We start from the raw sequence: 24,198 nt of genomic DNA, 5'->3' as shown, positions 1-24,198 counted from the left end.
ATGTCATGCCCGAAGCGCGGTCAGAACTTGCCGCGCAACGTCACGCCATAGGTGCGCGGTTCGGCGAGGAACTGCGAGAAGATCTGGCGCCCGCCCGGAAATTGCGGGTCGGTGAAGGGTGCCGACGATGCACCCGCCTGGAAGGGCGAGTTGAACGCAACCTGCGCATATTGCTTGTTGAACAGATTCTGCGCCCAGAGTTCGACGGCCCATTTCTCGTCGGGACCGCGCACGCCGAGGCGCGCGTTGAACAGCGCATAGCCGTCCTGTTCCTTTTGCGGGAAGAGGTCGGAGCCGGTGTTGTAATCGCTGGTCATGCGGCCGTCGATATAGACGAGGCCGGTGAGGCCGCTGCTGCCGATGTCGGGCGTCCAGCTGATGCTGCCGGTCGCGACGAGTTCGGGCGCGTTCGACAGATTGTCGCCGGGCAGCTTGCGCAGCGCCGCGTCGAGCGGGTCGCCATTCTTGTTGCCGACCAGGTCCTTGCGATATTTGGTGCGCGCATAGGTCAGGCCCGCCGCCATGCGGAAATTGCGCGCCGGAACCAGCGAGGCTTCAAGCTCGAAACCCTGTGCACGGACGCCCCAGCTGACATCGTCGGTGGCGCACGCGCCGGTCGTGTTGCTGGTGTCCGTATCCGCATCGGGACCACCGACAAGGTCGCCGCCGCAGCCGTTGACCGTCTGGACGATAAACACGCTGCCGTTGAAGGTGTTCAGCTGGAAGTTGCTGAAATCGGACCGGAAGGCCGAAAGGCTGAGGCTGAACGGGCCCGTCGAATATTTGGCGCCGATTTCATAGGCATCGACCAGTTCGGGATCGAACTGGAGGTTGCCGACGAGCGACTGCGCCCCGGCCTGCCCGCCGAACGGCAGGATCGGCGACTTGAGCGCCGAGCGGTCGAGGTTGAAGCCGCCCGCCTTGTAGCCGCGCGAATAGCTGGCATAGAGCAGAAGGTCGTCCATCGGCTTGTACGACAGAATGCCGGTGCCGGTCCATTCGTCCTCGCTGCGGCTGTCGCGGATCGAAACGCCGTTGAGCTCGGCGGTCGAATTGCCCTGGCAACCGAGCCCGATCAGCGCGCCCGCGAGCGCGCGCGCGGTGGCGTTGGGGCTCGCCAGATCGTCGAGCACGAGGCCCTGGATCGTCGTGCAGGCCGTGTTGTCGTTGGTGAAGGCCGCCGAGAATTTCTTCTTGTCGTGCGTGTAACGCACGCCGAAGGTGAAATCGAGCTGGTCGGTGATGTGGACGATATTGTGCGTGAACAGCGCCCAGTTCGTGCCATTCTGCCGATAGCGGTCGTTGATTGTGCCACGGTCGTTGAGGCCGTCGAGGGCGGTGAAAGCCGCGACGATGTCGGGCCCCGACGCGCCGCTGGCGGCGGCGATGGTCGCGGGACCGACGCCGGGAACGACGCAGAGCGGCGACGTCGGCGAATAGAGACCGGCCAGCCCGCCGCCCGAAATGATGCGGCAATTGGCGAAGCGGCCATATTGGCTGCCGAAACGCAGATTGTCGCGCACCGTCAGCTTTTCATTGGCGAAGAAGCCGCCGACGAGCCAGTCGAGCTTGCCGTCGAACGCCTCGCCGTTGAGGCGCAGTTCCTGCGTGAAGGTGTGGAACTGGCGATAGGCGTCATCGTCGGGCGCACGATAGAGGATGTCGACCGTGCCATAGTCGGTGTCCGACGCCTGGCTCGACCGATATTCGCGATAAGCGGTGATCGAGGTCAGCGTCGCGCCGCCGAAATCATAATCGATCTGGCCCGAGAAGCCGTAGTCCTTGGTTTCGCCCGCATAGCTGCGGCCGGGGGTGACCGAAATGTCGCGGCTGTATCCCTGGTTGAAAGCGCTGAGCGGCTGACCGAGGTCGGCGAGCACCCGGATGATGTTGTTCGTCGTCGGCGTAACCGGCACGCCCGGATTGTTGAGGTTGCCGATGAAAGGATTGACGCTGCTGTCGACATAGGTGGCGGCGCAGCATTTTTCATCGCGGAAGGTATAGTCGGCGATCAGCCGGATCGACAGCGCGTCGGTCGGCTCGAACAACAGCTGGCCGCGCGTGAAATAACGGTCGCGGTCGTTGACGTCGGTGTTGTTGGTCGCGTCGCGATAGAAGCCGTCGCGCTTCACCCAGATGCCGTCGATGCGCGCGGCGAGCGTGTCGCTGATCGGCCCGGTGACGCTGCCGCCGAGGCGCCAATAATCATAATTGCCATAGGTGATTTCACCCGAAGCGCCGAACTGGAAATCGGGCTTTTTCGAATAGATGCTGATGAGGCCCGCCGACGAGTTGCGGCCGCCGAGCGTGCCCTGCGGTCCGCGCTGCACCTCGACCCGGTCGATCTCGCCCAGTTCGTTGAGACCGATGCCCGAACGCGAGCGATAGACGCCGTCGATGAAGACCGGGACCGAGCTTTCGAGGCCGGGGTTGTCGCCGACCGTGCCGATGCCGCGGATACGCGCCGAACCATTGGCTTCGCTGCCGGTCGACGAAACGAGCAGCGACGGCGCCACCTGATTGAGCTGGCGAATGTCGTTCGCGCCGCTGTTCTGCAGCGTTTCGGCGCTGACCGCCGAAATGGCGACGGGCACGTCGGACAGAAGCTGCGAACGGCCCTGCGCGGTGACGACGATCGGCGCGTCGCCGCTGTCGTCGGTCGCCGTATCGGCGCCGCTGTCCTGCGCCAGCGCAGGCGCCGCCATGCTCGCGATCACAATCGACACGCCCATCGCCGTCGTGCGCAGCAGGCGGGCAGCATGAAGGGAAGATGATTTCATTTCGGGCACTCCTCTCAACATTTCATTATTTTTGTTGCGGCGGGAACATAACCCAATTGCGCCGCCATTCCAGCGAAACGCCAGCATTTGCGTCGTTTTTGCCGGGGTGATGCTTTTTGGCCACAGGCCGGAACCAGCCTGAAGACCTAAGGCGCAGCAGCAGCCGGGCGTGCCGTAGCGTCACCCGCCGCGTGGCCGGGACAGGGGAAATCGAGCCGTCGCCCGCCTGCCACGAGCATCGCCCGATAGGGGCCGCCGAAATTGGCGGCGATGGCCGGGTCATCCGCCGCCAATCCACCCGCGAAACTGCCAAAGGCTGGAAGGATCAGCCGCCGCTCGTCGCCGACGAAACAGGCGCGCGCAACGCGACGGCCACGGATATGGCTGCACAATTTGGGATGGAAATGCCCCGATATTTCGGGCCGCCTCTCGCCCCGTTCGGCCTGGTGGCGAAAGACGATGCCGTCGACCAGCAGTTGGTCGGCGACCGTGCCGCCCCACGCGCCCGCGCTGAGCCCGTCGTGATTGCCCGCGATCCAGACGAGCGCCGCCGATCGCGCCTGTCGGGCGAGCCGGTCGGCAACGGCGGGGACGATGCGCGCGGCGGCATCGCGGTCGTGGAAACTGTCGCCGAGGCACCAGATCGCGCGCGCGCCGGTGCGCGCGCCAAGCGCGGCGAGCCGGTCGAGCGTGTCGTGGCTGTCATAGGGTGGCAGCGGCTGGCCGCGGGCCGCATACCAGCTCGCCTTTTCGAGGTGCAGGTCGGCGACGATCAGCGCGCCGTGGCGCGGCCAGAACAAGGCGTTTTCGGCCAGCATCTGAAAATGCTGGCCCGCAAAGTCGAAGGGCGCGGCGGCGGACATTCGCTTCCTATGGCAATGCCCCCACGCCACGGCAAGCGACTACCCCCCGAACGCGCCCCCATTCGCCGCGAAGCGCTGCCCCGCATTGCGGTGCGCGCGTTCGGGCAGGTCGAAGACGACGCGCTTGTTCGGAAAGTCGATCTCGATCCGGTCGAACAGCGACAGGCTGTCCATGCCGAGGAGCAACGCCGGGCGCTCATCGAGCCCGAGCGCGCGGAACGCCTGACTGTCGGCGAAGCTGACGGGAAGATCGTTGATGTCCATGCCGTTGATGACGATGCGCTTGATCGCGGTGCGCGTCGCCTGCACGTCCTCACCTGTCACCGCGGCGAGGGTCGTCGGCAGGAAGGGCAGCCGGTTCGCGCGCTTTTCGGCCACCAGCCGCTGCAAAGCGAGGTTGCCGACGCTGGTTTGGGCGCCGGTGTCGACGATGACGTCGATGCGCCGGCCGTTCAGCCGCGCGTCGGACAGGATCAGCCGCCCCGCCGAATTGCGCGCCGTGACGACGATGGCGTCATCGTCGCGGATCACGGGCCGCGCGCGCTTGCGCGTTTCCAATATCTCCATCGTCTCGTCGCGGAAATCGATGAGCACGCGTCGTTCCTCGAGCATATCGACGCCGATCAGCCCCGCCGCGCCGATATGGCGGCCGTGAAACGCCGGGGCATTGACCTTGGCCAGATGCAGCCTGGTCATCTGGAGCGCCGCGACATGATAGCTCGGCACCGTCGCCGATCCGCCGATCGTCGCCATCCGCAACTTTTCGCCCTCGACAAGCCCCAGCCGGTCGGCGAGTTCGCGCGCGATCACCGTGCGTTCGGCGCCGGTGTCGACGAGAAAGGAAAAGGGGCCCTTGCCGTCGATCATGACCTGAACCGCCATGCGCCGCGTCGCGTCGAGGTCGAAGGGTTCGATGAAAGGCACGACCCCGACCGGCGGCGCGCCGGTTTCGGCCGCCGGGCCGGGCGTCGCCGCGGGAGAAGGCGGCGTCGCGGGAGAAGGCGTTGCGCCGAGCAGCAGCGGCGCGGCCGCGGCGAGCAGCGCCGCAAGGATGGGCCGTCGGACGGAACGGGTCATCGCTGGCATCCTCTTTCCATATTTTGTCGCAGCCTACGCCTCATCGCGGTCGTCGGCAAGCGAAACGCCCGGCGTCTCCGGCGCGTCAATCCGCCCGCATCGCGGTGCGGGCGAGCGTGTCGGCGAGCTCGCCGAGCAGCGCATCGTCGAGGTCGGACGCCGCGACGCTTTCGCGGCCGATCAGCACGAGCACCGGAATTGCAAGCGGGCTGATGCGATCGAGCGTCACATGCCGCATCGTCCCCGCCGCGCGGTCGAGCAGGTCGCCCAGCCGCCCGACGTCGGTCAAACGCGCGCGCGCATCGGCCCAGGCCGCTTCCAGCAGCAGATGGTCGGGCTCATATTTGCGGAGCACGTCGAAGATGAGGTCGGTCGAAAAGGTGACCTGCTTGCCCGTCTTGCGCTTGCCCGGATGCTGGCGCGCGATCAGTCCGCCGATCACCGCCACCTCGCGAAAGGCGCGCTTCAGAAGATGCGAGTTTTCGACCCATTCGACAAACTCGTCCGAGAGGATTTCGGCGTCGAACAGCCTTTCGGGAGCGGTCACGGGCCGCAGCGACCAGATCGCCAGCGCATAGTCGGAGGCGACGAACCCCATCGGCTGCAACCCCGCACGGTCCATCCGCTTGGTGACGAGCATGCCCAGCGACTGGTGCGCATTCCATCCCTCGAACGGATAGGCGACCAGATAGTGCAGCCCTTCGTGCGGGAAGCTTTCGACGAGCAATTCGCCCGCACGCGGCAGCGCCGAGCGCAATTGCTGCATCTCCAGCCAGAAGCGCACATCAGCGGGGAAGCGCGACCAGCTCGCGGGGTCGGCGAGGAAGCCGCGCACCCGGTCGGCGAGCCGCGTCGAGAGCGCCATGCGCGCGCCCATATAGGACGGAATGCGCGCGGGCCGCGTCGTCGCGCGCACGATCAGGTCGGAGTCGCGGATCGACTCGACCTCGAGGCTCAGGCCCGCGAAGGCAAAAGTGTCGCCCGGAACCAAAGTGCTCGCGAAATATTCCTCGACGCTACCCAGCCGACGGCCGTTCTTGAAACGCACGTCGAGCGTCGGCGCGTCAACGATGATCCCGGCGTTCAGCCGGTGCTGCGCCGCGAGCCGCGGGTGCGCGATGCGCCACCCGCGATCGGGGCCCTGGGGCCCGTCGGGTGCGAGGCGGAGGAAGCGGTCATAGCTTTTGAGCGCATAGCCGCCGTCGCGCACGAAGCCGAGGAGGCGGGCAAAGACGTCGGCGTCGATCCAGCGATAGGGCGTCGCGCCGCGGATCTCGGCGAGCAGCGCCTCCTCCTGAAACGGAGCCGCGCAGGCGAGCGCCATCACATGCTGCGCGAGCACGTCGAGCGCACCGGGGCGGAAGCGGTCGGCATCGCGCTCCCCGGCCTCGACCGCGTCCAATGCTGCGCGCGCCTCGAGATATTCGAAGCGGTTGCCGGGCACGATCAGCGCGCGGCTCGGCTCGTCGAGGCGGTGATTGGCGCGGCCGATGCGCTGAAGCAGCCGCGACGCCCCCTTGGGGGCGCCCATCTGGATCACGCAATCGACATCGCCCCAGTCGAGCCCCAGGTCGAGGCTGGAGGTCGCGACGAGCGCGCGCAGCCGCCCTTCGGCCATCGCCGCTTCCGCGCGCTGGCGCGCCTCGCGGTCGAGGCTGCCGTGGTGGATCGCGATGGGAAGCGACAGGTCGTTGACCTTCCACAATTCCTGAAAGATCAGCTCGGCAAGCCCGCGCGTGTTGCAGAAGATGATCGTCGTCCGGTTTTTCGCGACCTCCGCCATCACCTGATGCACCGCCCAGCGCCCCGAATGGCCCGCCCAGGGCACCGCGCCTTCGGGCAGCAGGATGGAAATGGCGGGATCGGCGCCCGCCTCGCCCGCGACGAGCGCGACCTTGTCCGCATCGGCGTCGGGCGCGAGCCAGGCGCGATATTGATCGGGGTCGGCGATCGTCGCCGACAGGCCGACGCGGCGTAGATCCGGGGCGATTTTCTGGAGCCGCGCCAGCGCAAGGCTCAGCAAATCGCCGCGTTTGCCGGGCGCGAAGGCGTGAATCTCGTCGATCACCACGGTCTTGAGGTCGGCGAACATGGTGAAGCTGTCAGGCCAGGACAGCAGAAGCGAGAGCGATTCGGGGGTGGTGAGCAAGATGTTGGGCGGGCGGCTGCGTTGGCGCGCCTTTTTGTCGGACGACGTGTCGCCGCTGCGGCTCTCGACGCTGATGCCCAGCCCCATGTCGGCGATCGGCCCCAGCAGATTGCGTTCGACGTCGGCGGCCAGGGCCTTCAGCGGCGAGACATAGAGGGTGTGCAGCCGGTCGGAGGGACGCGCCGCAAGATCGACGAGGCTGGGCAGGAAACCCGCAAGCGTCTTGCCCGCGCCCGTCGCCGCGACGAGCAGCGCATGATCGCCGCGCCCGGCCGCGGCGAGCATATCGGCCTGATGGCGCCGCAGCCGCCATCCCCGCGCAGCGAACCAGTCGGCAAAGGGGGCGGGGAGGCGCATGGCGAGGTCGTGTCACAGGCGCATCGCGCGGGCAACCATGCTAGGGTCAGGACCCATTAATTACCCGTTCGAGGCGTCGAAATGGCGAAGATATCGGGCCTTGGCGGGTGCAGCGGGTAGCATCGCTACCCGCAAGGCCGCGAAGGTCCGAGATCGAAGCCATTTCGGCGTCCCTTCGGGATTTGACCGATTTTGCCCATGGCAGCGTCGAAAAGTCTTGAAATATATCCATATTCCTACGCCTTTCCTCCTCGCCCCGAGCAAAATCGCCTCAAACCTCGAACGGGTAATTAATGGGTCCTGACCCTAGGGCAGTTTCTGGTCGCAACCGGTCCCGGCTAATCGGTCAGTCCCGCGCGCCGAACAGCGCCGTGCCAACGCGCACATGCGTCGCGCCCAGCATCACCGCGGTTTCATAATCGCCGCTCATCCCCATCGAGCGGAGCGGCAGCGCGTGGCGCGCGGCGAGTTCGTCGAGCAGAGCAAAGAAGGGCGCGGGTTCGATATCCGCGGGCGGGATCGCCATCAGGCCGGCGATCTGGAGACCTGCCGCCGTTGCTTCGGCCAATAATGCGGGAAGGTCGGCGACCGGGCAGCCGCCCTTTTGCTCTTCGTTGCCGATATTGACCTGCACGAACAGTTGCGGCCGCTTGCCCGTCTTTTCGCAGGCTTTGGCGAGCGCCTGCACGAGCGACGAGCGGTCGACCGAGTGGATCGCGTCGAACAAGGCGACCGCCTCTTCGGCCTTGTTCGATTGCAGCCGGCCGATCAGGTGCAACACGACGTCGGGCAGTTCGGCGCGCAGCGCGGGCCATTTCGCCGTGGCTTCCTGCACGCGATTCTCGCCGAAATGGCGCTGGCCCGCGACGATCAGTGGACGGATGGCGTCGGCATCGTGCGTCTTCGACACCGCGATCAGGCAAATCTCGTCGGGCCGGCGCCGCGCACGGCGCGCCGCGTCGGCGATATGGCCCTGCACCTCGGCCAGCCGGTCTGCTGCTTCGTTCATCGTCTCATTCCCATCGGCGCGTTGCGTGCGCTCGCGACGCGCCTATAGGAAGGGCGATGCGCGCGCGCCACCCTCCACCCTCCAAAGTTCCGGGCGTCTGGCTGTTCAGCGACGAACGGGCACGGACCGGCTTGCGGAAGCTCGCGGCACGGCTCCCGCCCGGAAGCGGGATCGTGCTGCGCCACGACAGCCGGCCGCCGGGCGCCCGCTGGCGGCTACTGCGGCGGCTGATGCGCTTGGGCCGGGCGCGCCGCCTGACCGTGCTGCTCGCCGGAACGCCCGCAATCGCGCGGCGCTGGGGCGCCGACGGCGTATATCTGCGCCAGCGCGATTTGCATCAGGCCCGGCGCGCGCAAGCACTGGGGCTGATCCTCACCCTGCCCGTCCATGACGCGCGCGAGGCGCGGCGCGCACGGCGCGTGGGTGCGCACGCCGCCTTCGTGTCCCCGCTCCATCCGACGCGCTCGCACCCTGGCGCGCCCGCACTGGGGCAAGCGGCCTGGCTGCGCCTCGCGCGGCTTGCCGGCGGCCAGCCGATCGCGCTCGGCGGCATGACGCGCGCGCGCGCGCGTCGGCTCAATCGCGCGAGCGGCATCGCGGCCGGCTGGGCAGCGATCGATGCGTGGGATGAAAAACCGGCGAAACGCCGACTGCGTCAGAAACGGAACGCCGTCCCGACATAGACCGCCTGGCTGTCGCGCCGCGAATCGGTCAGCGGTTCGAAGCGGTCGTCGGCCTTGTACCGCACACCGGCGGTGACATCGATATTCTTCGTCAGGCGATAGCTGGTGACGACATCCACGGCGGACGCTTCGCCGGGAGCGGTGACGCGATCGGTCGCTCCGCTTGGGTCGCTTGGGCGGTTGACCATGCGCGTGGCGAAGCGCGACTTTTTCTCGGCCTGTTCGGGTGCCTTGGCGACCGGCAGGTTGCGCAGGTCGCTGCCGCGCGGCAGCGACGGTGTGACGAATTTTTCGAATCCGACCGATGCGCCGAGATCATATTTCACCGGGGCGATCGCCACGGGCGCGGTGCGGCTCGCCGCCAGCCCCGCGGTGCGCGCCGCGCTCGACGCATCGTCGCGCGCGCGGATCACGACGGTGATCGCGCGATTCTTGCGTCCCTCGTCGGTGAGCGCGGGGGTGAAGCTGAAATTGCGGCGCTGTTCGGCCGACATCCTGTTGTAACGCGCGATCAGCCGTTCGTCGCCCGATGCAGGCGTGAACTGGCCGAGCAGGGTTTCCGAAAGCGCGGTGTCGCGCAGCCGGTCGCTGCTCGACATCGCCGCGAGCGCGGGCGGGAGCGCAAGCGATCCCACCGCCAAAGCGGTGAGCCCTGCTTTCCAAAAATGTCGCGATGTGCGCGCCATCATTCTGCGACTCCAACCCCGATCGACTCGTCAGATAGGCCCGTTGGTGTAACATTTCCAGTGATTCGGGTCATATTATCGTGGCCGAGGAGCATTTCGCCAAAAATTGTTGCGCATTCGTCACACCGGACGCGCTGGCTGACCCGAAGCTGAACGGCGACGGAGCGCAAATTGCCGCGCTTGCCGGACGGCGGCAAGGGCGATAGAGACGCTGGCAATTCCGTATGCATGGGGCGGTTTGCGAGCCGTCCCATGCCCAAGAGATAAGGTGTATCGGCATGTTCCAGCTTTCCGTCCCCGTCAGCCCCGCCCGCCGTGCGGCCTCGCTTGCGCTGACCGGGCTTGCGGCGCTTGGCCTTGCGGCCTGTGCGAACAACGACCGGCCGCGCGCCGACCTTGCCGCCAGCCAGGTGACGACGATCGGCGTGAACAGCTATTTGTGGCGCGCCTCGCTCGACGCGCTGTCCTTCATGCCTCTGCTCCAGGCCGATTCGGCGGGCGGCGTCGTCATCACCGACTGGTATGCCAACCCGTCGAACCCCGGCGAGCGGATGAAAGTAACCGTGTCGATCCTCGACCAGGACCTGCGCGCCGACGCGCTGCGCGTTGCAGCGTCGCGCCAGGTGTCGCAGGGCGGCACCTGGGTCGATGCGCCGGTGCAGGCGGCAACGGTGCAGAAGCTTGAGGAAATCATCCTCACCCGCGCGCGCGACCTGCGCCGCAGCGCCATCAGGGACTAATCCGGCGGCGCGAACGCGCGCTCGCCCAGACAGACGAACGGGGTAGCCGACACATGACCCGCGAAACGCGCTTTGGCGCCCTCGCCGCCGACGCCCGCTGGCAAAAGGCATGGGAGGCGGCGAACAGCTTTGCCACGACCGATAGCGGCCAAAAACCGAAGGCCTATATCCTCGAGATGTTCCCCTATCCATCGGGGCGCATCCATATGGGGCATGTCCGCAACTATGCGATGGGCGACGTGCTCGCGCGGTTCAAGCGGATGACCGGGCACGACGTGCTGCACCCGATGGGCTGGGACGCCTTCGGGATGCCGGCGGAAAATGCGGCGATGGAAAAGGGCGTCCATCCGGGCGGCTGGACGCGCGCCAATATCGACGCGATGCGTGCGCAGTTGAAGCGCCTTGGCCTCGCGATCGACTGGAGCCGCGAGCTTGCGACGTGCGAACCCGATTATTACGGGCAGGAACAGGCGCTTTTCCTCGACCTCCATGCCGCTGGGCTGGTCTATCGCAAGGAAAGCTACGTCAACTGGGACCCCGTCGACATGACCGTGCTCGCGAACGAGCAGGTGATCGACGGCCGCGGCTGGCGCTCGGGCGCCCTCGTCGAAAAGAAAAAGCTGTCGCAGTGGTTCCTCAAGATCACCGACTTTGCCGACGAACTGCTCGAAGGGCTGGGCAGCCTCGACAAATGGCCCGACAAGGTGCGGCTGATGCAGGAAAACTGGATCGGCAAGTCGCAGGGGCTGGAGTTTTCCTTCAAGTTCGCCGGCGGCGCGCCGGCCTTCGCCGTTTTCACGACGCGCCCCGACACGCTTTACGGCGCGAGCTTCGCCGCGATTTCGCCCGACCATCCGCTCGCGGAGAAGCTGGCGAAGGATTCGCCCGAACTGGCGGCGTTCATCGCCGAGTGCCGCCGCCAGGGCACATCGGCCGAGCAGCTCGAAACCGCCGAGAAGCTGGGTTTCGACACCGGACTGGCGGTCGAGCATCCGCTCGATCCCGACTGGCACCTGCCCGTCTGGGTCGTCAATTATGTGCTGATGGATTATGGCACCGGCGCGATCTTCGGTTGCCCCGCGCACGACCAGCGCGACCTCGATTTCGCGCATAAATATGAGCTGCCCGTCCACCGCGTGATCGCCGACGGTGACGAGACGGCGCAGCATTTCACCGGCAGCGAAGCCTATACCGGCCCCGGCAAGCTGGTGAACAGCCACTTCCTCGACGGGATGAGCATCGACGAGGCGAAGGCGGCGGTCATCACCCGCGCCGAGCATGAAGGCTGGGGCAAGGGCACGACCGTCTGGCGCCTGCGCGACTGGGGCGTGTCGCGCCAGCGCTATTGGGGCACGCCCATCCCCTTCATCCACTGCGCCGCTTGCGGGACGGTGCCGGTGCCCAAGAGCCAACTTCCCGTCACCCTGCCCGACGATGTCGATTTTTCGGTCCCCGGCAATCCGCTCGACCGTCATCCGACGTGGAAGCATGTTGCCTGTCCGATCTGCGAGGGTGCGGCGCTGCGCGAAACCGACACGCTCGACACCTTCGTCGATTCGAGCTGGTATTTCCTGCGCTTCGCCTCGGCGCCGACGGACAAGCCGTTCGACCCGGAGGTGATCCGCCGCTGGCTGCCGGTCGACCAATATATCGGCGGCATCGAACATGCGATCCTCCACCTGCTCTATGCGCGCTTCTGGACGCGCGCGCTGAACAAGCTCGGCATGATCGACATCGAGGAACCCTTCGCGAGCCTGTTCACGCAGGGGATGGTGACGCACGAAACCTATAGCCGGCCGCAGGGGGAAGGCCTGCCACCGCTCTATTTCACCCCCGACGAGGTCGAGCGCGGCGCCGACGGCGCGACGCTGATCGCCGACGGCGCGCCGGTCGAGGTCGGCCGCGTCATCAAGATGTCGAAGTCGAAGAAGAATGTCGTCGATCCCGACGCCATCCTCGACCAATATGGCGCCGACGCCGTGCGCTGGTTCATGCTCTCGGACAGTCCGCCCGAGCGCGACCTGCCATGGAGCGAGGCGGGGATCGAGGGCGCGTGGCGCTTTGTCCAGCGGCTGTGGCGGCTGTTCGGTGAGACCGAGAATGTCGGCGACGGCGGCGAGGACAAGGGCCTCGCGCGCAAACTGCATCAGACGATCGCGGGGGTCGCCGCCGACATCGAGGCGCTCGGCTTCAACAAGGCGGTGGCGAAAATCCACGCGCTCGCCAACGAGATCGAGAAGGCGAAACCTTCGGCGACGCGCGCCGAGGCGTGCGCCAAGCTGATCCTGCTCGTCGCGCCGATGATGCCGCACCTTGCCGAAGAGGCCTGGACGGCGCTCCCGGCAAGCCAGCGCACGACACCGATGGTCGCCGATGCCGCCTGGCCCGCCGCCGATCCCGCGCTGCTGATCGATGACGAGGTGACGATCGCGATCCAGATGGCCGGCAAGCTGCGCGATACGATGACGGTGGCCAAGGGCGCCGACAAGGCGGCGCTCGAAGCCGCGGCGCTGGCGCGCCCGCGCATCGTCGAACTGCTCGGCGGCGCGGCGCCGAAGAAGGTGATTGTCGTGCCCGACCGGCTCGTCAATATCCTTCCCTGACCGAACGGTGGTCGGAACCTGTGACTTCCACCTCCGTTCGCATCGAGCGAAGTCGAGATGCGCTGGGCACGGCGCCAGCGTGTCTCGACTTCGCTCGACACGAACGGATATCTAGGTCAGGTTGAAGATATGCGCACGCTCCTCCTCTCCGCCCTCGCCGCCGCCTCGCTGACCATCGGCGGCTGCGGCCTGCGCCCCCTCTATGCCAATGGCAGCGGCGGCGCGGTGGCACAGGTGCTCGCCGACGTCGATGTCGCGCCGATCGCGGGCCATGAGGGCTGGCTTGTCCGCAACGCGCTGCGCGACCGGTTGCAGGCGACGCAGGGCGGCGACGGCGCGGGCAAGCGGCTGCGCCTCGATGTGCGGCTCGAGGATTCGATCACCGGCTTTGGCGTGCGCGCCGACGATGCCGTGACGCGCGAGCGGCGCACGTTACGCGCGCGCTATCAGCTCATCGAGGCCGCGACGGGCGAGGTGCTGCTCGACGCGACCGCCGCGCAGGACGCGGGCATCGACGTCGTCGGCAGCGAATATGCGACGATCGCCGCCGAATCGACCGCGCTCGAACGGCTCGCTTCGGGGATCGCCGACCAGATCGTCTCGCGGCTTGCCGTCTATGCGAACCGCGGCGGCGGTCAGGGTGCCGCCACCCCCACTCCCAGCCCCGCCGGGCAATGAAGAGCGTCAAGCCCACGGACCTCGAACGCCAGACGCGCCTCGACCCCGCGGTTCGCCTCATCCTGCTCACCGGACCCGACGAAGCGACGATGGACGCGGTCGCGACCCATCTGGTCGGCCTTGCGGGCAAGGAGGCCGAGCGGCTCGACCTGACGAACGGACAACTCGCGCAAGACCCGTCGCTGCTCGCCGTCGAGGCAGCGTCGATGTCGCTCTTCGCGCCCAACCGGCTGATCCGCGTCGACCTTTCGGGCGGCGGCGACGACAGCCTCGCCGCGGTCGAGGCGCTGCTTGCCGCCGAAACCGCGATCAACCCGGTGATCGCGACCGGCGCATCGGTCACCGCCAAGTCAAAGCTGGTGAAGCTGGTCGAGGGATCGGATCATGCCGTTGCCGCCATCTGTTACCAGCCCGACCGCCGCGCGCTCGTCGGCATCGCGATGGCGGCGGCGCAGGACCAGGGGCTTCGCCTCGCCAATGCCGAGGCGCAATTGCTCGTCGATCTGGTGTCGGGCGATCAGGCGCTGATGCGCCGCGAGATCGAGAAGATCGCGCTCTATCTCGACGCGGGCGCCGACCGGCAGCGGCAGGTGACCGCCGCCGACATCGCCGCGCTGGGCGCCGCGACGCACGAGGAGGATGTCAGCGCGTGCATCAACGTCGCGCTGGGGGGCAAGGTGCGCGAGCTGCCCGACATGCTTGCGACCGCCGCCGCGGTTGGCGTCGCCGAAATCCGCATCATCCGCGCGCTGGCGATCCGCGCGGTGCAGCTCGCGCGGCTGCGCGCCGAGGTCGACGGCGGCGCGCACCCCGCGACCGTCGTGTCGGCGCGCAGTAGCGGCGTGTTCTGGAAAGAGCGCGACGCGGTGACGGCGCAGCTGCACATCTGGGATTCGCTGCGCATCGCGCGCCTGATGAGCCGCCTGCTCGACTGCGAGCGCGCGCTGAAAGCGTCGGGGACCCCGGGCGCGGTGCTGTTTCGCAAGCTGATGACCGACATCGCGCACCAGGCCGCCCGCGCTCGATAATTCTTCCCCTATTTCGTCATTCCGGCGAAGGCCGGAATCTCGCCCTTGGTGATCAACGCAGCGGCGAGATCCCGGCCTTCGCCGGGATGACGATCAAAGAGAAGTCGGGGCTATCGTCGCGCGATCAGAAAATGCCCGCCGCCAGTCCTTCGGCGAGCGCGGCGCCGAGGTCGCGCGCTTCGGCGAGGCGCTCCGGCGCGATCGTCTTGGGCGCCAGAATGGCCTCGGGCGTCTGCGCGTCGGTGTTGACGATCACCGGGTCGGCGACGCGTCGCAGCCGCCAGCCGGTCGCGATGCGGTCGAGCTGGCGCTGCGCATTTTCGCCATCGGATCCTGCGCAGATGATCGTCGCGTAGGGGCGGCCTTCGATCCGGCCGAGGCAGGGATAATAGGCGCGGTCGAACATCTCCTTCATCGCGCCCGACAGCGCGGCGAGATTTTCGGGGCCTACGAACAGATAGCCCGCCGCCGCGAGCAGCATATCGGGGGTGACATCGGCCGCCGCGACGCGCAGCGCCGCCCCGCCCGCCCCTTCGGCCGCGGCCCTGGCGAGCGCCTCGCTGCCGCCGGTGCGGCTGTGCCATGCGATCAGCAGGGGCGGCACATCGTCCATCGCCCCTGCTTGCCAAGCGCGGCGGCGCGGCGCAAGCTGCGCGAAAAAGGGGGAGGAACCAAATGCGCCGACTGACGACCCTGTTGATCGCAGGATGCCTGCCGCTGCCCGCGCCGGCACAGGATGCCGCGAGCGAAGCGACGCGCACCGCACAGGCCGAGCTTGCGGGGCGCCTGCCGCTCGACGATCCGCGCGACGAGGCGAATGCGACGCGCGGCAAGCTCGCCGAGATTCCCGGCGGGGTGATTACCGGCAAGGACGGCGCCGTCATCTGGGACCGGCGGCCCTATGCCTTTCTGGAGGCGCGCGAGGCGCCCGATACGGTGAACCCCTCCTTGTGGCGGCAGGCGCGGCTCAACGCCGTCCATGGGCTGTTCGAGGTGGTGCCGGGCAAGATCTGGCAGCTGCGCGGCTATGACATATCGGTCATGACGGTGATCCACGGCAGGACCGGCTGGATCGTCGTCGATCCGCTTTTGTCGGAGGAAGCCGCGGCGGCGAGCTGGAAGCTGTTTGCCGACACGATCGAAGCTAAAGAAGGCCGACGCCCGATCAAGGCCATAATCTTCAGTCACAGTCACAGCGACCATTTCGGCGGCGTCGGCGGCATCGTGACCCCCGAACAGGTCGCGCGCCAAAACATCCGCATCATCGCGCCGCACGGTTTTTCCGAAGAAGCGACGTCGGAAAATGTCCTCGCGGGCGCCGCGATGGGGCGGCGTGCGCTTTACATGTTCGGGGCGATCCTGCCGCCGGGGCCGCGGGGACAGGTCGATACCGGGCTGGGCCCCAAATTGTCGTCGGGGACGATCGGTTATATGGAGCCGACCGAGACGGTGGGCGCCGAGGGCGGCACACTGACCATCGACGGGCTGGCGTTCGACTTTCTCGACGCGGGCGGCACCGAGGCGCCGTCGGAGTTCGTCTTCTACATCCCCGCATACAAGACGCTGCACACGACCGAAGTGGTGACGCACAACCTGCACAATATATTGACGCTGCGCGGGGCGCAGGTGCGCGACGCGCTGCGCTGGTCAAAGCTGATCGACGCGATGCTGCTGAAATGGGGCGGGGTGGCCGAGGTCACGCTGGCGTCGCACCACTGGCCGACGTGGGGCGCGGACGAGGTGCGCGCCTTGCTCGCGAACCAGCGCGACGCCTATCGCTATGTCCACGACCGCACTTTGTTCCTCGCAAATCGCGGCGCGACGCTGCATGAGCTGGCCGACGCGACGGTCGAAGCGCCGGTGCAGGCGTCCGATTTTTCGACGCGCGGCTATTATGGCACGCTCAATCACGACATGAAGGCGGTCTATCAGCGCTATTTCGGCTGGTGGGACGGCAATCCCGCCAATTTCAACCCGCTGCCCCCCGAACAATCGGCACCCAAATATGTCGCGCTGGCGGGCGGCGCCGACAAGCTGCTGGCAGCAGGGCGCGCGGCGATTGCATCGGGGGACTATCGCTGGGCGGCGGAACTGCTGAACAAGCTCGTCTTTGCCGAACCCGGCAATCGCGCGGCGCGCGACGCGCTCGCCTCGGCCTATGACCAGCTCGGCTATCAGGCCGAATCGGGGGCCTGGCGCAACTATTATCTCGCCGCCGCGGCGAGCCTGCGCGGCAATGCCGTCGAAGCGGCGACACGCAACGGGCAGAGCCGATCTTTCGTCAGCGCGATCCCCACCGCGGTCTTTTTCGATGCGCTCGCGACGCGCTTCGATGCGGCGAAGGGCGCGGCGCTCAACGGCACGTTCCAGTTCATACTGCCCGACAGCCGGGAGAGCGTCGCGGTCGTCGTCGGCGGCGGGGTCGAGTTCCCGCGCCATGGCGTGACCGACCCCGCGCCGACCGCAACGATCACCATCAACCGCAAGACGCTCGACGATGTGATGCTGGGGCAGGCGCAGTTTCCCGCGCTGATGCAGTCGGGCGCCATTCGCATCGAGGGGGACCGCATGGCCTTCCTGTCGTGGTTCGCGCTTCACCCGCCCGCCGACCCGCGCTTCAATATAGTTGTGCCGTAAGGGCATGACCCGCTAACGAAGGCGCATGACCGACACCCCCGCCGCGCACCCGACCGATCCGTTCGACGCCGAGGCGCTCAACGCGGCGGAGGGGCTCGATCCCGTCGATCCGGCCTATACCAAGGTGCTGCGCATCGCGACCACGCTCAACCTGATCCCGCTCGCGATCGGTGCGAGCGTCTTCGACTATCTGCTGATCCGGCATGTCGAGGGCCCCTATGGCCTGCTCACCGCGCTGGCGTGGCTCGTGGCGATCGTCACGATCCTCACCTTTCCCTCGCGCCGCGTCGCGCGCTGGGGCTACCGGATCGGCGACGGGCAGCTGCGCGTCGCGCGCGGATGGCTGTTTCGCACCGACACGATCGTCCCCTTCGTGCGCGTCCAGCATATCGACGTCGGGCAGGGGCCGATCGAACGCTGGTTCGGCCTGTCGCACCTGATCGTCCACACGTCGGGCACGCACAACAGCACGGTCACGCTGCCCGGCCTGCCAGCCGATTTGGCCGCCGCGATGCGCGAGACGATCCGCCGCCATATCCAGACCGATTTTGCATGACCGAGGCCGCGACCGCGTTTCCCCGAACCCGCGAAGCGACGGAGTGGCAGCGACTGCATCCCGCGACGCTCGCGCTCGCCATCGCCGGGCTGGGTCCCAAATCGCTCAACCTGCTGCCCGCGGTCGCGGCGCTGGGCTTTACCGGCAACTGGCGGTGGATCGTCCCCGCGGTTCTGGCCTTCCTGCTCATTTCGCTCACCGCCGCCTGGTTCCAGTGGCTGCGCTTCCGGTTCCTTGTCGGCGACGACGAGGTGCTGATCGAAAGCGGCGTCTTCGCGCGCCAGCACCGGACCATCCCCTTCGACCGCATCCAGGACGTCAGCATCGAACAGGGCCTCGTCGCGCGCGCGCTCGGCATCGCCAAGGTCGGATTTGAAACGGGGGCGGGCGGTCAGGAGAATGACGCCCATCTCGATTCGATCGGGCTGGACGCGGCGCAGGCGCTGCGCGCGACGATCCGCGCGCACCGCAGCGGCACGGTCGCGGCGGCCACCGATGCTGCACTGGAAAGCGCGGTCGCCGACGAGGATCGGCTGCTCTTCACGATGGGGCCGTGGCGGCTGCTGATCGCCGGACTGTTCAATTTCTCGCTCGCCGCGCTCGCCGTTGTCGGCGCCGCGATGCAGTTTTTCGACGGGCTGCTGCCTTTCGATTTCAACATCTTCAACCCGATGGACTGGATCGAACTTGCCGAGGATTACGGGCTCGACCAATGGCTGCTCGCGCATCGCTGGGTCGCGGGGATCGGCGCGGCGGCGTCGTTGCTCCTCATCGGCTTTGCAAGCGGCATCGCGACGATGATGTTCGCCAACTGGAACTTCCGCCTGACGCGCGAGCCGCGTACGCTGCGCCGCACGCGGGGTTTGACGACGCGCACCGATGTCGCGCTGCCCATCCGGCGCGTGCAGGCGGCGATCCTGATCACCGGCTGGTTTCGTCGCCGGTTCGGCTGGCACGAACTGAGGCTCCAGAGCCTCGCGAGCGATGGCGAGAAGGAGCGCGACCATCAGATCGTCCCCTTTGGTCGCTTCGCCGAAATCGACCCGATCCTCGCCGAAGTCGGCATCGCACGGCCCGACGAGGCCGCCGGCTGGCACCAGAGCCACGGTGTCGTCGCGCTCGGCGGGCTCATCGGCGCGCTGTTCGCTGCAATCGGCGGACTGGTCGCGACCGCGCTCGGCCAGCCGCTCGGCGCGCTGGGGATCGTCGCGGGCGCGCTGATCGCCGCTGCGTCGCTCTTTGGCGCGCGCTTCCATCGCTGGGCCGATCTTGGCGATCAACTCGCCATCCGTCGCGGCTGGTGGAAGCCGCGCACGACGCTGCTCCCGCACGCCTCGGTGCAAAGCATCGACCTCAAGACCGATTTCATTCAGCGCCCGCTCGGCCTTGCGACGCTGGTGTTCGGCGTGCCGGGGGGCAGCGCGCTCGCGGCGCACGAGATTCCGGCGATCCCGGTGATGACAGCGCGCAAGCTGCGCGCGCGGATCCTTGCCGCACGGAGTCGGCGATGAGCGAGGCGGCACTGGGAATCACCTGCTCGATCGCGGGCCAGTCGTGGCGCTGGCGGCGTGCGAGCGCCGACATGGCGGCGGAAAATCTCGCGCCCGACGACCTTGTCACGCAATTGCTGCTCGCGCGCGGGGTGGCGCGCGACGATCTCGATCGCCAGCGCACCCCGACCCTGCGCGGCTTCATGCCCGACCCGTCGCTGTTCCGCGACATGGATGCCGCCGCGGCGCGGCTCGCCGATGCCGTCGAACGCCGGGAGGCGGTGACGATCTTCGGCGATTATGACGTCGACGGGGCGACATCGGCCGCGCTGCTCGTCCGCCTGCTGCGGGCGCTCGGCACAACTGTCGGCGCCTATATCCCCGACCGTCTGATGGAAGGCTATGGCCCGTCGGGCGCCGCGCTGGTGAAGATCGGCGAGGCGGGGTCGAAACTTATCGTCACCGTCGATTGCGGCGCACAGGCGTTCGAGGCGATCGCCGAAGCCAATGCCGCCGGCGTCGAGGTGATCGTCGTCGACCATCACCAATGCGCGACCAGCCTGCCCGCCGCGCTTGCGCTGGTGAACCCCAACCGGCTCGACGAGTCGCCCGACGCAGCGGTCCACGGCAATCTCGCCGCGGTCGGCGTCGCCTTCCTGCTCGGCGCGGCGCTGCTTCGCACATTGCGCGCGCGCGGCTTTTTTGCGGGCCGCGAGGAACCCGCGCTGATCGAGCTTCTGGACCTTGTCGCACTCGGCACCGTCGCCGACGTCGCGCGGCTCACCGGCTTCAATCGCGCGCTGGTGACGCAGGGGCTGAAAGTGATGGCGCGGCGCGGCAATATCGGCCTCGCCGCGCTGATGGACGCGGCGCGGCTGACCAGGCCGCCGGGCGCAAGCGACATGGGCTTCGCGCTCGGTCCGCGCATCAACGCGGGCGGGCGCGTCGGCAAGTCGGACCTCGGCGTGCGCCTGCTCACGACCGACGATCCGCAGGAAGCCGCCGATATCGCGCAGCAACTGTGCCGCCTCAACGAGGAGCGCCGCACGATCGAGGCGGCGGTGCTCGACGAGGCGCTGGCGGCGAGCGCCGCGTGCGGCAACGCGCCCGTCGCGATTGTCGCCGGCGAAGGCTGGCACCCCGGCGTGATCGGCATCGTCGCCGGGCGGCTCAAGGAACGGTTGCACCGCCCCGCGATCGTGATCGCGGTGGACGCGGACGGTATCGGCAAGGGATCGGGGCGCTCGATTTCGGGCGTCGACCTGGGCGCAGCCATTCTCGCCGCCAAGGAAACGGGCTTGCTCGTCGCCGGCGGCGGCCATGCGATGGCGGCGGGACTCACGGTGGCCGCCGACCGGGTCGATGCGCTTGGCGCCTTTTTGAGCGACCGCCTCGCCGCCGATGTCGAGCGCGCGAGCGGCGAGCGTGCGCTGCTGATCGACGCCGTGCTCGCGCCGCGCGGGATCTCGCCGCTCTGGTGCGACGCGATCGAAAGCGCTGGCCCCTATGGCGCCGGTTGGCCCGCGCCGCGCGTCGCGACGGGGCCGGTGCGAATCGTCGAATCGGGGATCGTCGGCACCGATCATGTCCGCCTGATCGTCGCGGGCGACGATGGCGCGCGGTTCAAGGCGGTCGCCTTTCGCAGCGCCGAAACGGTGCTGGGCCAGACCCTGCTCGGCGCGCGGGGACGCAAGCTGTGGCTCGCGGGCCGGGCAAAACGCGACGACTGGGGCAGCCGCCCCGCCGCCGAGCTGCACCTCGAGGATGCTGCCTGGGCCGACTGACCACGGACGTGCGCGCGGGTGCGCAACATTTTTGCGCCGCACCGACCGTCCCGCGCTTGACCGCGCGGGACGGCGCGTCTAAGGCGCCGCTTCACCGATCAGACGGCCCCTTCGTCTAGCGGTCCAGGACGTCGCCCTTTCACGGCGAAAACACGGGTTCGAGTCCCGTAGGGGTCACCATCGGCGGAGCGGGCGGTCGGCCCGTATTCTCCCGAAACATCCGACCCACGCGGCCCCTTCGTCTAGCGGTCAGGACGCGGCCCTCTCACGGCTGAAACACGGGTTCGATTCCCGTAGGGGTCACCAAAATCCTCTCGCAGAGGGTTTGTAGCAGTATCATAAATATCTGTTTTATATGGATTTTATGCCATTGCTACACGCCGCTCCCGAATCTGGATATGTCGCCATGGCGCTCACCCCCGTCGCAACCGAAGCCGCCAAAGAGCCGGGCGAAGCGCGACAAACCTGCCGATGGGGAAGGGGCAGTACCGCACCGTCATGTCCGGCGGTTCGCGCGGTTGGCGCATGAACTGCCGTTTTCCGGGCAAATAGAGCGGCGTGCTGTATATCTGATCCACCGGGATCGGATCGTCCCTTGATCGACGAACGTCGCGCCGACATCGCCCTCGCCCCCATGCTGGATCGGTTCAGCCGCGCCCGCGGGTCAGGCTGCCCGTCCCACACTGGACAGTCCGCGCGCCGTTCCCTAATCGTTCGCGCGTGCCCCATCCCCCCGCCTCGACGCCTGACCTCCCCCGCCCCGACCCTTCGGACCCGCCCTATCTGCACGGCCTGAACGGGCCGCAGCGGCAGGCGGTCCTCACTACCGAAGGGCCGGTGCTGATGCTTGCCGGCGCCGGTACGGGCAAGACCGCCGCGCTCACCGCGCGCCTCGCGCACATCATCGCCACGCGGCGGGCATGGCCGTCCGAAATCCTCGCCGTCACCTTCACCAACAAGGCGGCGCGCGAGATGCGCGAGCGGATCGGGCGAATGATCGGCGACGCGGTCGAGGGGATGCCCTGGCTCGGCACCTTTCACAGCATTTGCGCCAGGATGCTGCGCCGTCATGCCGAACTGGTGGGCCTGCAAAGCAATTTCACCATCCTCGATACCGACGACCAGCTTCGCGTCCTCAAACAGCTGATTCAGGCCGAGGGGCTCGACGAGAAGCGCTGGCCGGCGCGCCAGCTCGCCGGGCTGATCGACAAATGGAAAAACCGCGGCCTCACCCCCGCCGACCTCGATGCCGCCGACAAGGAGGCCTATGCCGACGGCAAGGGGCAGCATTTCTATGCGCTCTATCAGGCACGGCTGAAAACGCTGAATGCCTGCGATTTCGGCGACCTCCTGCTGCACATGCTGGTGATCCTGAAGACGCACCGCGACGTGCTCGAACAATATCAGGCGCGTTTCAAATATATCCTCGTCGACGAGTATCAGGACACCAATGCCAGCCAGTATCTCTGGCTCCGCCTGCTCGCGCAAAGCCGCAAAAACATCTGCTGTGTCGGCGACGACGACCAGTCGATCTATTCGTGGCGCGGCGCCGAGGTCGCGAACATCCTGCGCTTCGAAAAGGATTTTCCCGGCGCGACGGTGATCCGCCTCGAACAGAATTACCGCTCGACGCCGCAGATCCTGGCGGCCGCGTCGGCGCTCATCGCGCAGAACTCGGACCGGCTCGGCAAGACGCTGTGGACCGAGCTCGACGCGGGCGACAAGCTGCGCGTCGTCGGCGTGTGGGACGGGCCGGAGGAAGCACGCCGGATCGGCGAAGAACTGGAAACGCTCCAGCATCGGGGCGTGAACCTCGACCGCACCGCCATTCTTGTCCGCGCGCAGTTCCAGACGCGCGAGTTCGAGGACCGCTTCATCGCGATCGGCTTGCCCTACCGCATCGTCGGGGGTTTCCGCTTCTATGAACGCGCCGAAATCCGCGACGCCCTCGCCTACCTTCGCCTCGTCCAGTCGAGCGCCGACGACCTCGCCTTCGAGCGCATCGTCAACGTCCCCAAACGCGGGCTGGGCGACAAGGCGCTGCAACGCATCCACCAGTTCGCGCGGGCCGAGCGCGCGCCGCTGTTCCACGCCGCCTCGCGGATCACCGAAACCGACGAACTGACCCCGCAGGCCCGCCGTCAGCTCGCCAGTTTCATCGCCCAGATGCGGAATTGGCAGGCGAAGGTCGGCGAACTCTCGCACCCCGAGCTGACGCAGCTCATCCTCGACGAATCGGGCTACACCGCGATGCTGCAGGCCGACCGCAGCGCCGAAGCCGCGGGGCGCCTCGAAAACCTCTCCGAACTCGTCCGGGCGATGGAAGAGTATGACTCGCTCGAAGCCTTCCTCGAGCATGTCAGCCTCGTCATGGACCGCGACAATGACGAGTCGGCCGAAACCGTCACGATCATGACGATCCACGCCGCCAAGGGGCTCGAGTTCGACCATGTCTTCCTTGCGGGGTGGGAGGATGGCGTTTTCCCGTCGCAGCGCGCGATGGACGAAGGCGGCACCGCCAGCCTCGAAGAAGAACGGCGCCTCGCCTATGTCGCGATCACCCGCGCGCGCCGGCGCGCGAGCATCTATCACGCCGCGAACCGCCGCATCTATGGCCAGTGGATGAGCAGCATCCCCAGCCGCTTCATCGCCGAAATCCCGCCCGACCATATCGAGATGGAAAACAGCTTCGGCGGCGGGCAGAGCCTGTGGCGCGCCAATTGGTCGGCGCAGGGCGATCCCTTCGCGCATGTCGCTGAACGCCAGCCATCGCGAACGATGACGCGCGGCCCCGCGTGGCAGCGCGCGGTAGCGGCATCGAACACCGTCACCCGCGCTCCGGCGCCCTCCGAACGCGGCCCCGCCGCGTCGGTCGGCGCCAAGCCGCGCGCCGACCTCGCGATCGGGCAGCGCGTGTTCCACGAGAAGTTCGGCTACGGCGAAATCATCGACATCGACGGCAACAAGCTGGAGGTCGAGTTCGACCAGGCGGGATCGAAACGCGTGCTCGACAGTTTCGTCCGCGCCGCCTGAACGCGCGGGCCCTCTGCTTGCAAAGGCCGGGTGCCGCGTTATGGC

General features: G+C 67.6%; 17 protein-coding genes and 2 tRNA genes. 12 read left to right on the top strand and 7 right to left on the bottom strand.

From position 1 onward, the window contains the following. Positions 1-20: 20 nt before the first annotated feature. The 5 genes from SALA_RS15410 to SALA_RS15390 all read right to left on the bottom strand — a co-directional run bounded on the left by SALA_RS15410 (position 21) and on the right by SALA_RS15390 (position 8,235). Complete coding sequence (locus tag SALA_RS15410; RefSeq protein WP_011543296.1) at positions 21-2,780, bottom strand: TonB-dependent receptor; 2,760 nt, start codon at positions 2,778-2,780, stop codon at positions 21-23. A gap of 146 nt (positions 2,781-2,926) precedes the next feature. Then, positions 2,927-3,643: a ligase-associated DNA damage response endonuclease PdeM gene (gene pdeM / locus SALA_RS15405; RefSeq protein WP_011543295.1), complete on the bottom strand. Its 717-nt coding sequence runs from the start codon at positions 3,641-3,643 to the stop codon at positions 2,927-2,929. A gap of 39 nt (positions 3,644-3,682) precedes the next feature. Beyond that, a complete protein-coding gene (locus SALA_RS15400; RefSeq protein WP_011543294.1) occupies positions 3,683-4,720 on the bottom strand; it encodes a retroviral-like aspartic protease family protein in 1,038 nt (345 codons plus the stop codon). Between the two features lie 85 nt (positions 4,721-4,805). Further along, positions 4,806-7,226, bottom strand: a complete 2,421-nt coding sequence (locus SALA_RS15395; RefSeq protein WP_011543293.1) for a ligase-associated DNA damage response DEXH box helicase — start codon at positions 7,224-7,226, stop codon at positions 4,806-4,808. 346 nt (positions 7,227-7,572) lie between these two features. Further along, positions 7,573-8,235, bottom strand: coding sequence for a YggS family pyridoxal phosphate-dependent enzyme (locus SALA_RS15390; RefSeq protein ID WP_011543292.1), 663 nt, complete (start codon positions 8,233-8,235; stop codon positions 7,573-7,575). Between the two features lie 56 nt (positions 8,236-8,291). Between SALA_RS15390 and SALA_RS15385 the strand changes: the two genes are divergently transcribed. Continuing rightward, a complete protein-coding gene (locus tag SALA_RS15385; RefSeq protein ID WP_011543291.1) occupies positions 8,292-8,918 on the top strand; it encodes a thiamine phosphate synthase in 627 nt (208 codons plus the stop codon). Here SALA_RS15385 and SALA_RS15380 read toward each other — a convergent pair. Next, positions 8,891-9,607: a hypothetical protein gene (locus tag SALA_RS15380; RefSeq protein WP_237700892.1), complete on the bottom strand. Its 717-nt coding sequence runs from the start codon at positions 9,605-9,607 to the stop codon at positions 8,891-8,893. The genes SALA_RS15385 and SALA_RS15380 overlap by 28 nt on opposite strands. A gap of 275 nt (positions 9,608-9,882) precedes the next feature. Here SALA_RS15380 and SALA_RS15375 point away from each other — a divergent pair, with 275 nt between their 5' ends. From SALA_RS15375 to holA, 4 genes are all read left to right on the top strand, one after another. Next, positions 9,883-10,344, top strand: coding sequence for a DUF3576 domain-containing protein (locus SALA_RS15375; protein WP_011543289.1), 462 nt, complete (start codon positions 9,883-9,885; stop codon positions 10,342-10,344). Positions 10,345-10,397: 53 nt separating this feature from the next. Beyond that, a complete protein-coding gene (leuS, locus tag SALA_RS15370; protein WP_011543288.1) occupies positions 10,398-12,947 on the top strand; it encodes a leucine--tRNA ligase in 2,550 nt (849 codons plus the stop codon). A gap of 129 nt (positions 12,948-13,076) precedes the next feature. Then, positions 13,077-13,625 (top strand): LPS assembly lipoprotein LptE, encoded by a 549-nt coding sequence (lptE, locus tag SALA_RS15365; protein WP_011543287.1) that lies wholly within the window; start codon positions 13,077-13,079, stop codon positions 13,623-13,625. Then, positions 13,622-14,653 (top strand): DNA polymerase III subunit delta, encoded by a 1,032-nt coding sequence (gene holA, locus SALA_RS15360; RefSeq protein ID WP_011543286.1) that lies wholly within the window; start codon positions 13,622-13,624, stop codon positions 14,651-14,653. Before lptE ends, holA begins: the two co-directional genes overlap by 4 nt. 124 nt (positions 14,654-14,777) lie before the next feature. Here holA and SALA_RS15355 read toward each other — a convergent pair whose 3' ends face one another. After that, the gene (locus SALA_RS15355; protein WP_011543285.1) at positions 14,778-15,266 is read right to left on the bottom strand and encodes a flavodoxin; all 489 of its coding nucleotides are present in this window, start codon (positions 15,264-15,266) and stop codon (positions 14,778-14,780) included. A 62-nt stretch (positions 15,267-15,328) separates the two neighbouring features. On the opposite strand from SALA_RS15355, the gene SALA_RS15350 reads away from it, so the two are divergent. From SALA_RS15350 to SALA_RS15320, 7 genes are all read left to right on the top strand, one after another. Then, positions 15,329-17,290, top strand: a complete 1,962-nt coding sequence (locus tag SALA_RS15350) for an alkyl/aryl-sulfatase (protein ID WP_011543284.1) — start codon at positions 15,329-15,331, stop codon at positions 17,288-17,290. A gap of 25 nt (positions 17,291-17,315) precedes the next feature. Continuing rightward, positions 17,316-17,846 (top strand): PH domain-containing protein, encoded by a 531-nt coding sequence (locus tag SALA_RS17245; RefSeq protein WP_041383440.1) that lies wholly within the window; start codon positions 17,316-17,318, stop codon positions 17,844-17,846. Further along, on the top strand, positions 17,843-19,357 hold the full coding sequence (locus SALA_RS15340) for a PH domain-containing protein (RefSeq protein ID WP_041383438.1): 1,515 nt from the start codon (positions 17,843-17,845) through the stop codon (positions 19,355-19,357). The genes SALA_RS17245 and SALA_RS15340 overlap by 4 nt, the downstream gene beginning before the upstream one ends. Continuing rightward, the gene (gene recJ, locus SALA_RS15335; protein WP_011543282.1) at positions 19,354-21,120 is read left to right on the top strand and encodes a single-stranded-DNA-specific exonuclease RecJ; all 1,767 of its coding nucleotides are present in this window, start codon (positions 19,354-19,356) and stop codon (positions 21,118-21,120) included. The genes SALA_RS15340 and recJ overlap by 4 nt, the downstream gene beginning before the upstream one ends. A 104-nt stretch (positions 21,121-21,224) precedes the next feature. Then, positions 21,225-21,300: transfer RNA gene (locus SALA_RS15330), tRNA-Glu, on the top strand. A 51-nt stretch (positions 21,301-21,351) separates the two neighbouring features. Next, positions 21,352-21,426: transfer RNA gene (locus SALA_RS15325), tRNA-Glu, on the top strand. A 414-nt stretch (positions 21,427-21,840) separates the two neighbouring features. After that, positions 21,841-24,153 carry an ATP-dependent helicase gene (locus SALA_RS15320; RefSeq protein WP_011543280.1) on the top strand — a complete coding sequence of 771 codons (2,313 nt, stop codon included), beginning with the start codon at positions 21,841-21,843 and terminating at the stop codon, positions 24,151-24,153. Positions 24,154-24,198: the final 45 nt, after the last annotated feature.

Source organism: Sphingopyxis alaskensis RB2256 (genome assembly GCF_000013985.1).
In the GTDB taxonomy this organism is placed as follows: Bacteria; Pseudomonadota; Alphaproteobacteria; order Sphingomonadales; family Sphingomonadaceae; genus Sphingopyxis; species Sphingopyxis alaskensis.
This window is presented reverse-complemented; position numbering and strand designations above follow the sequence as displayed.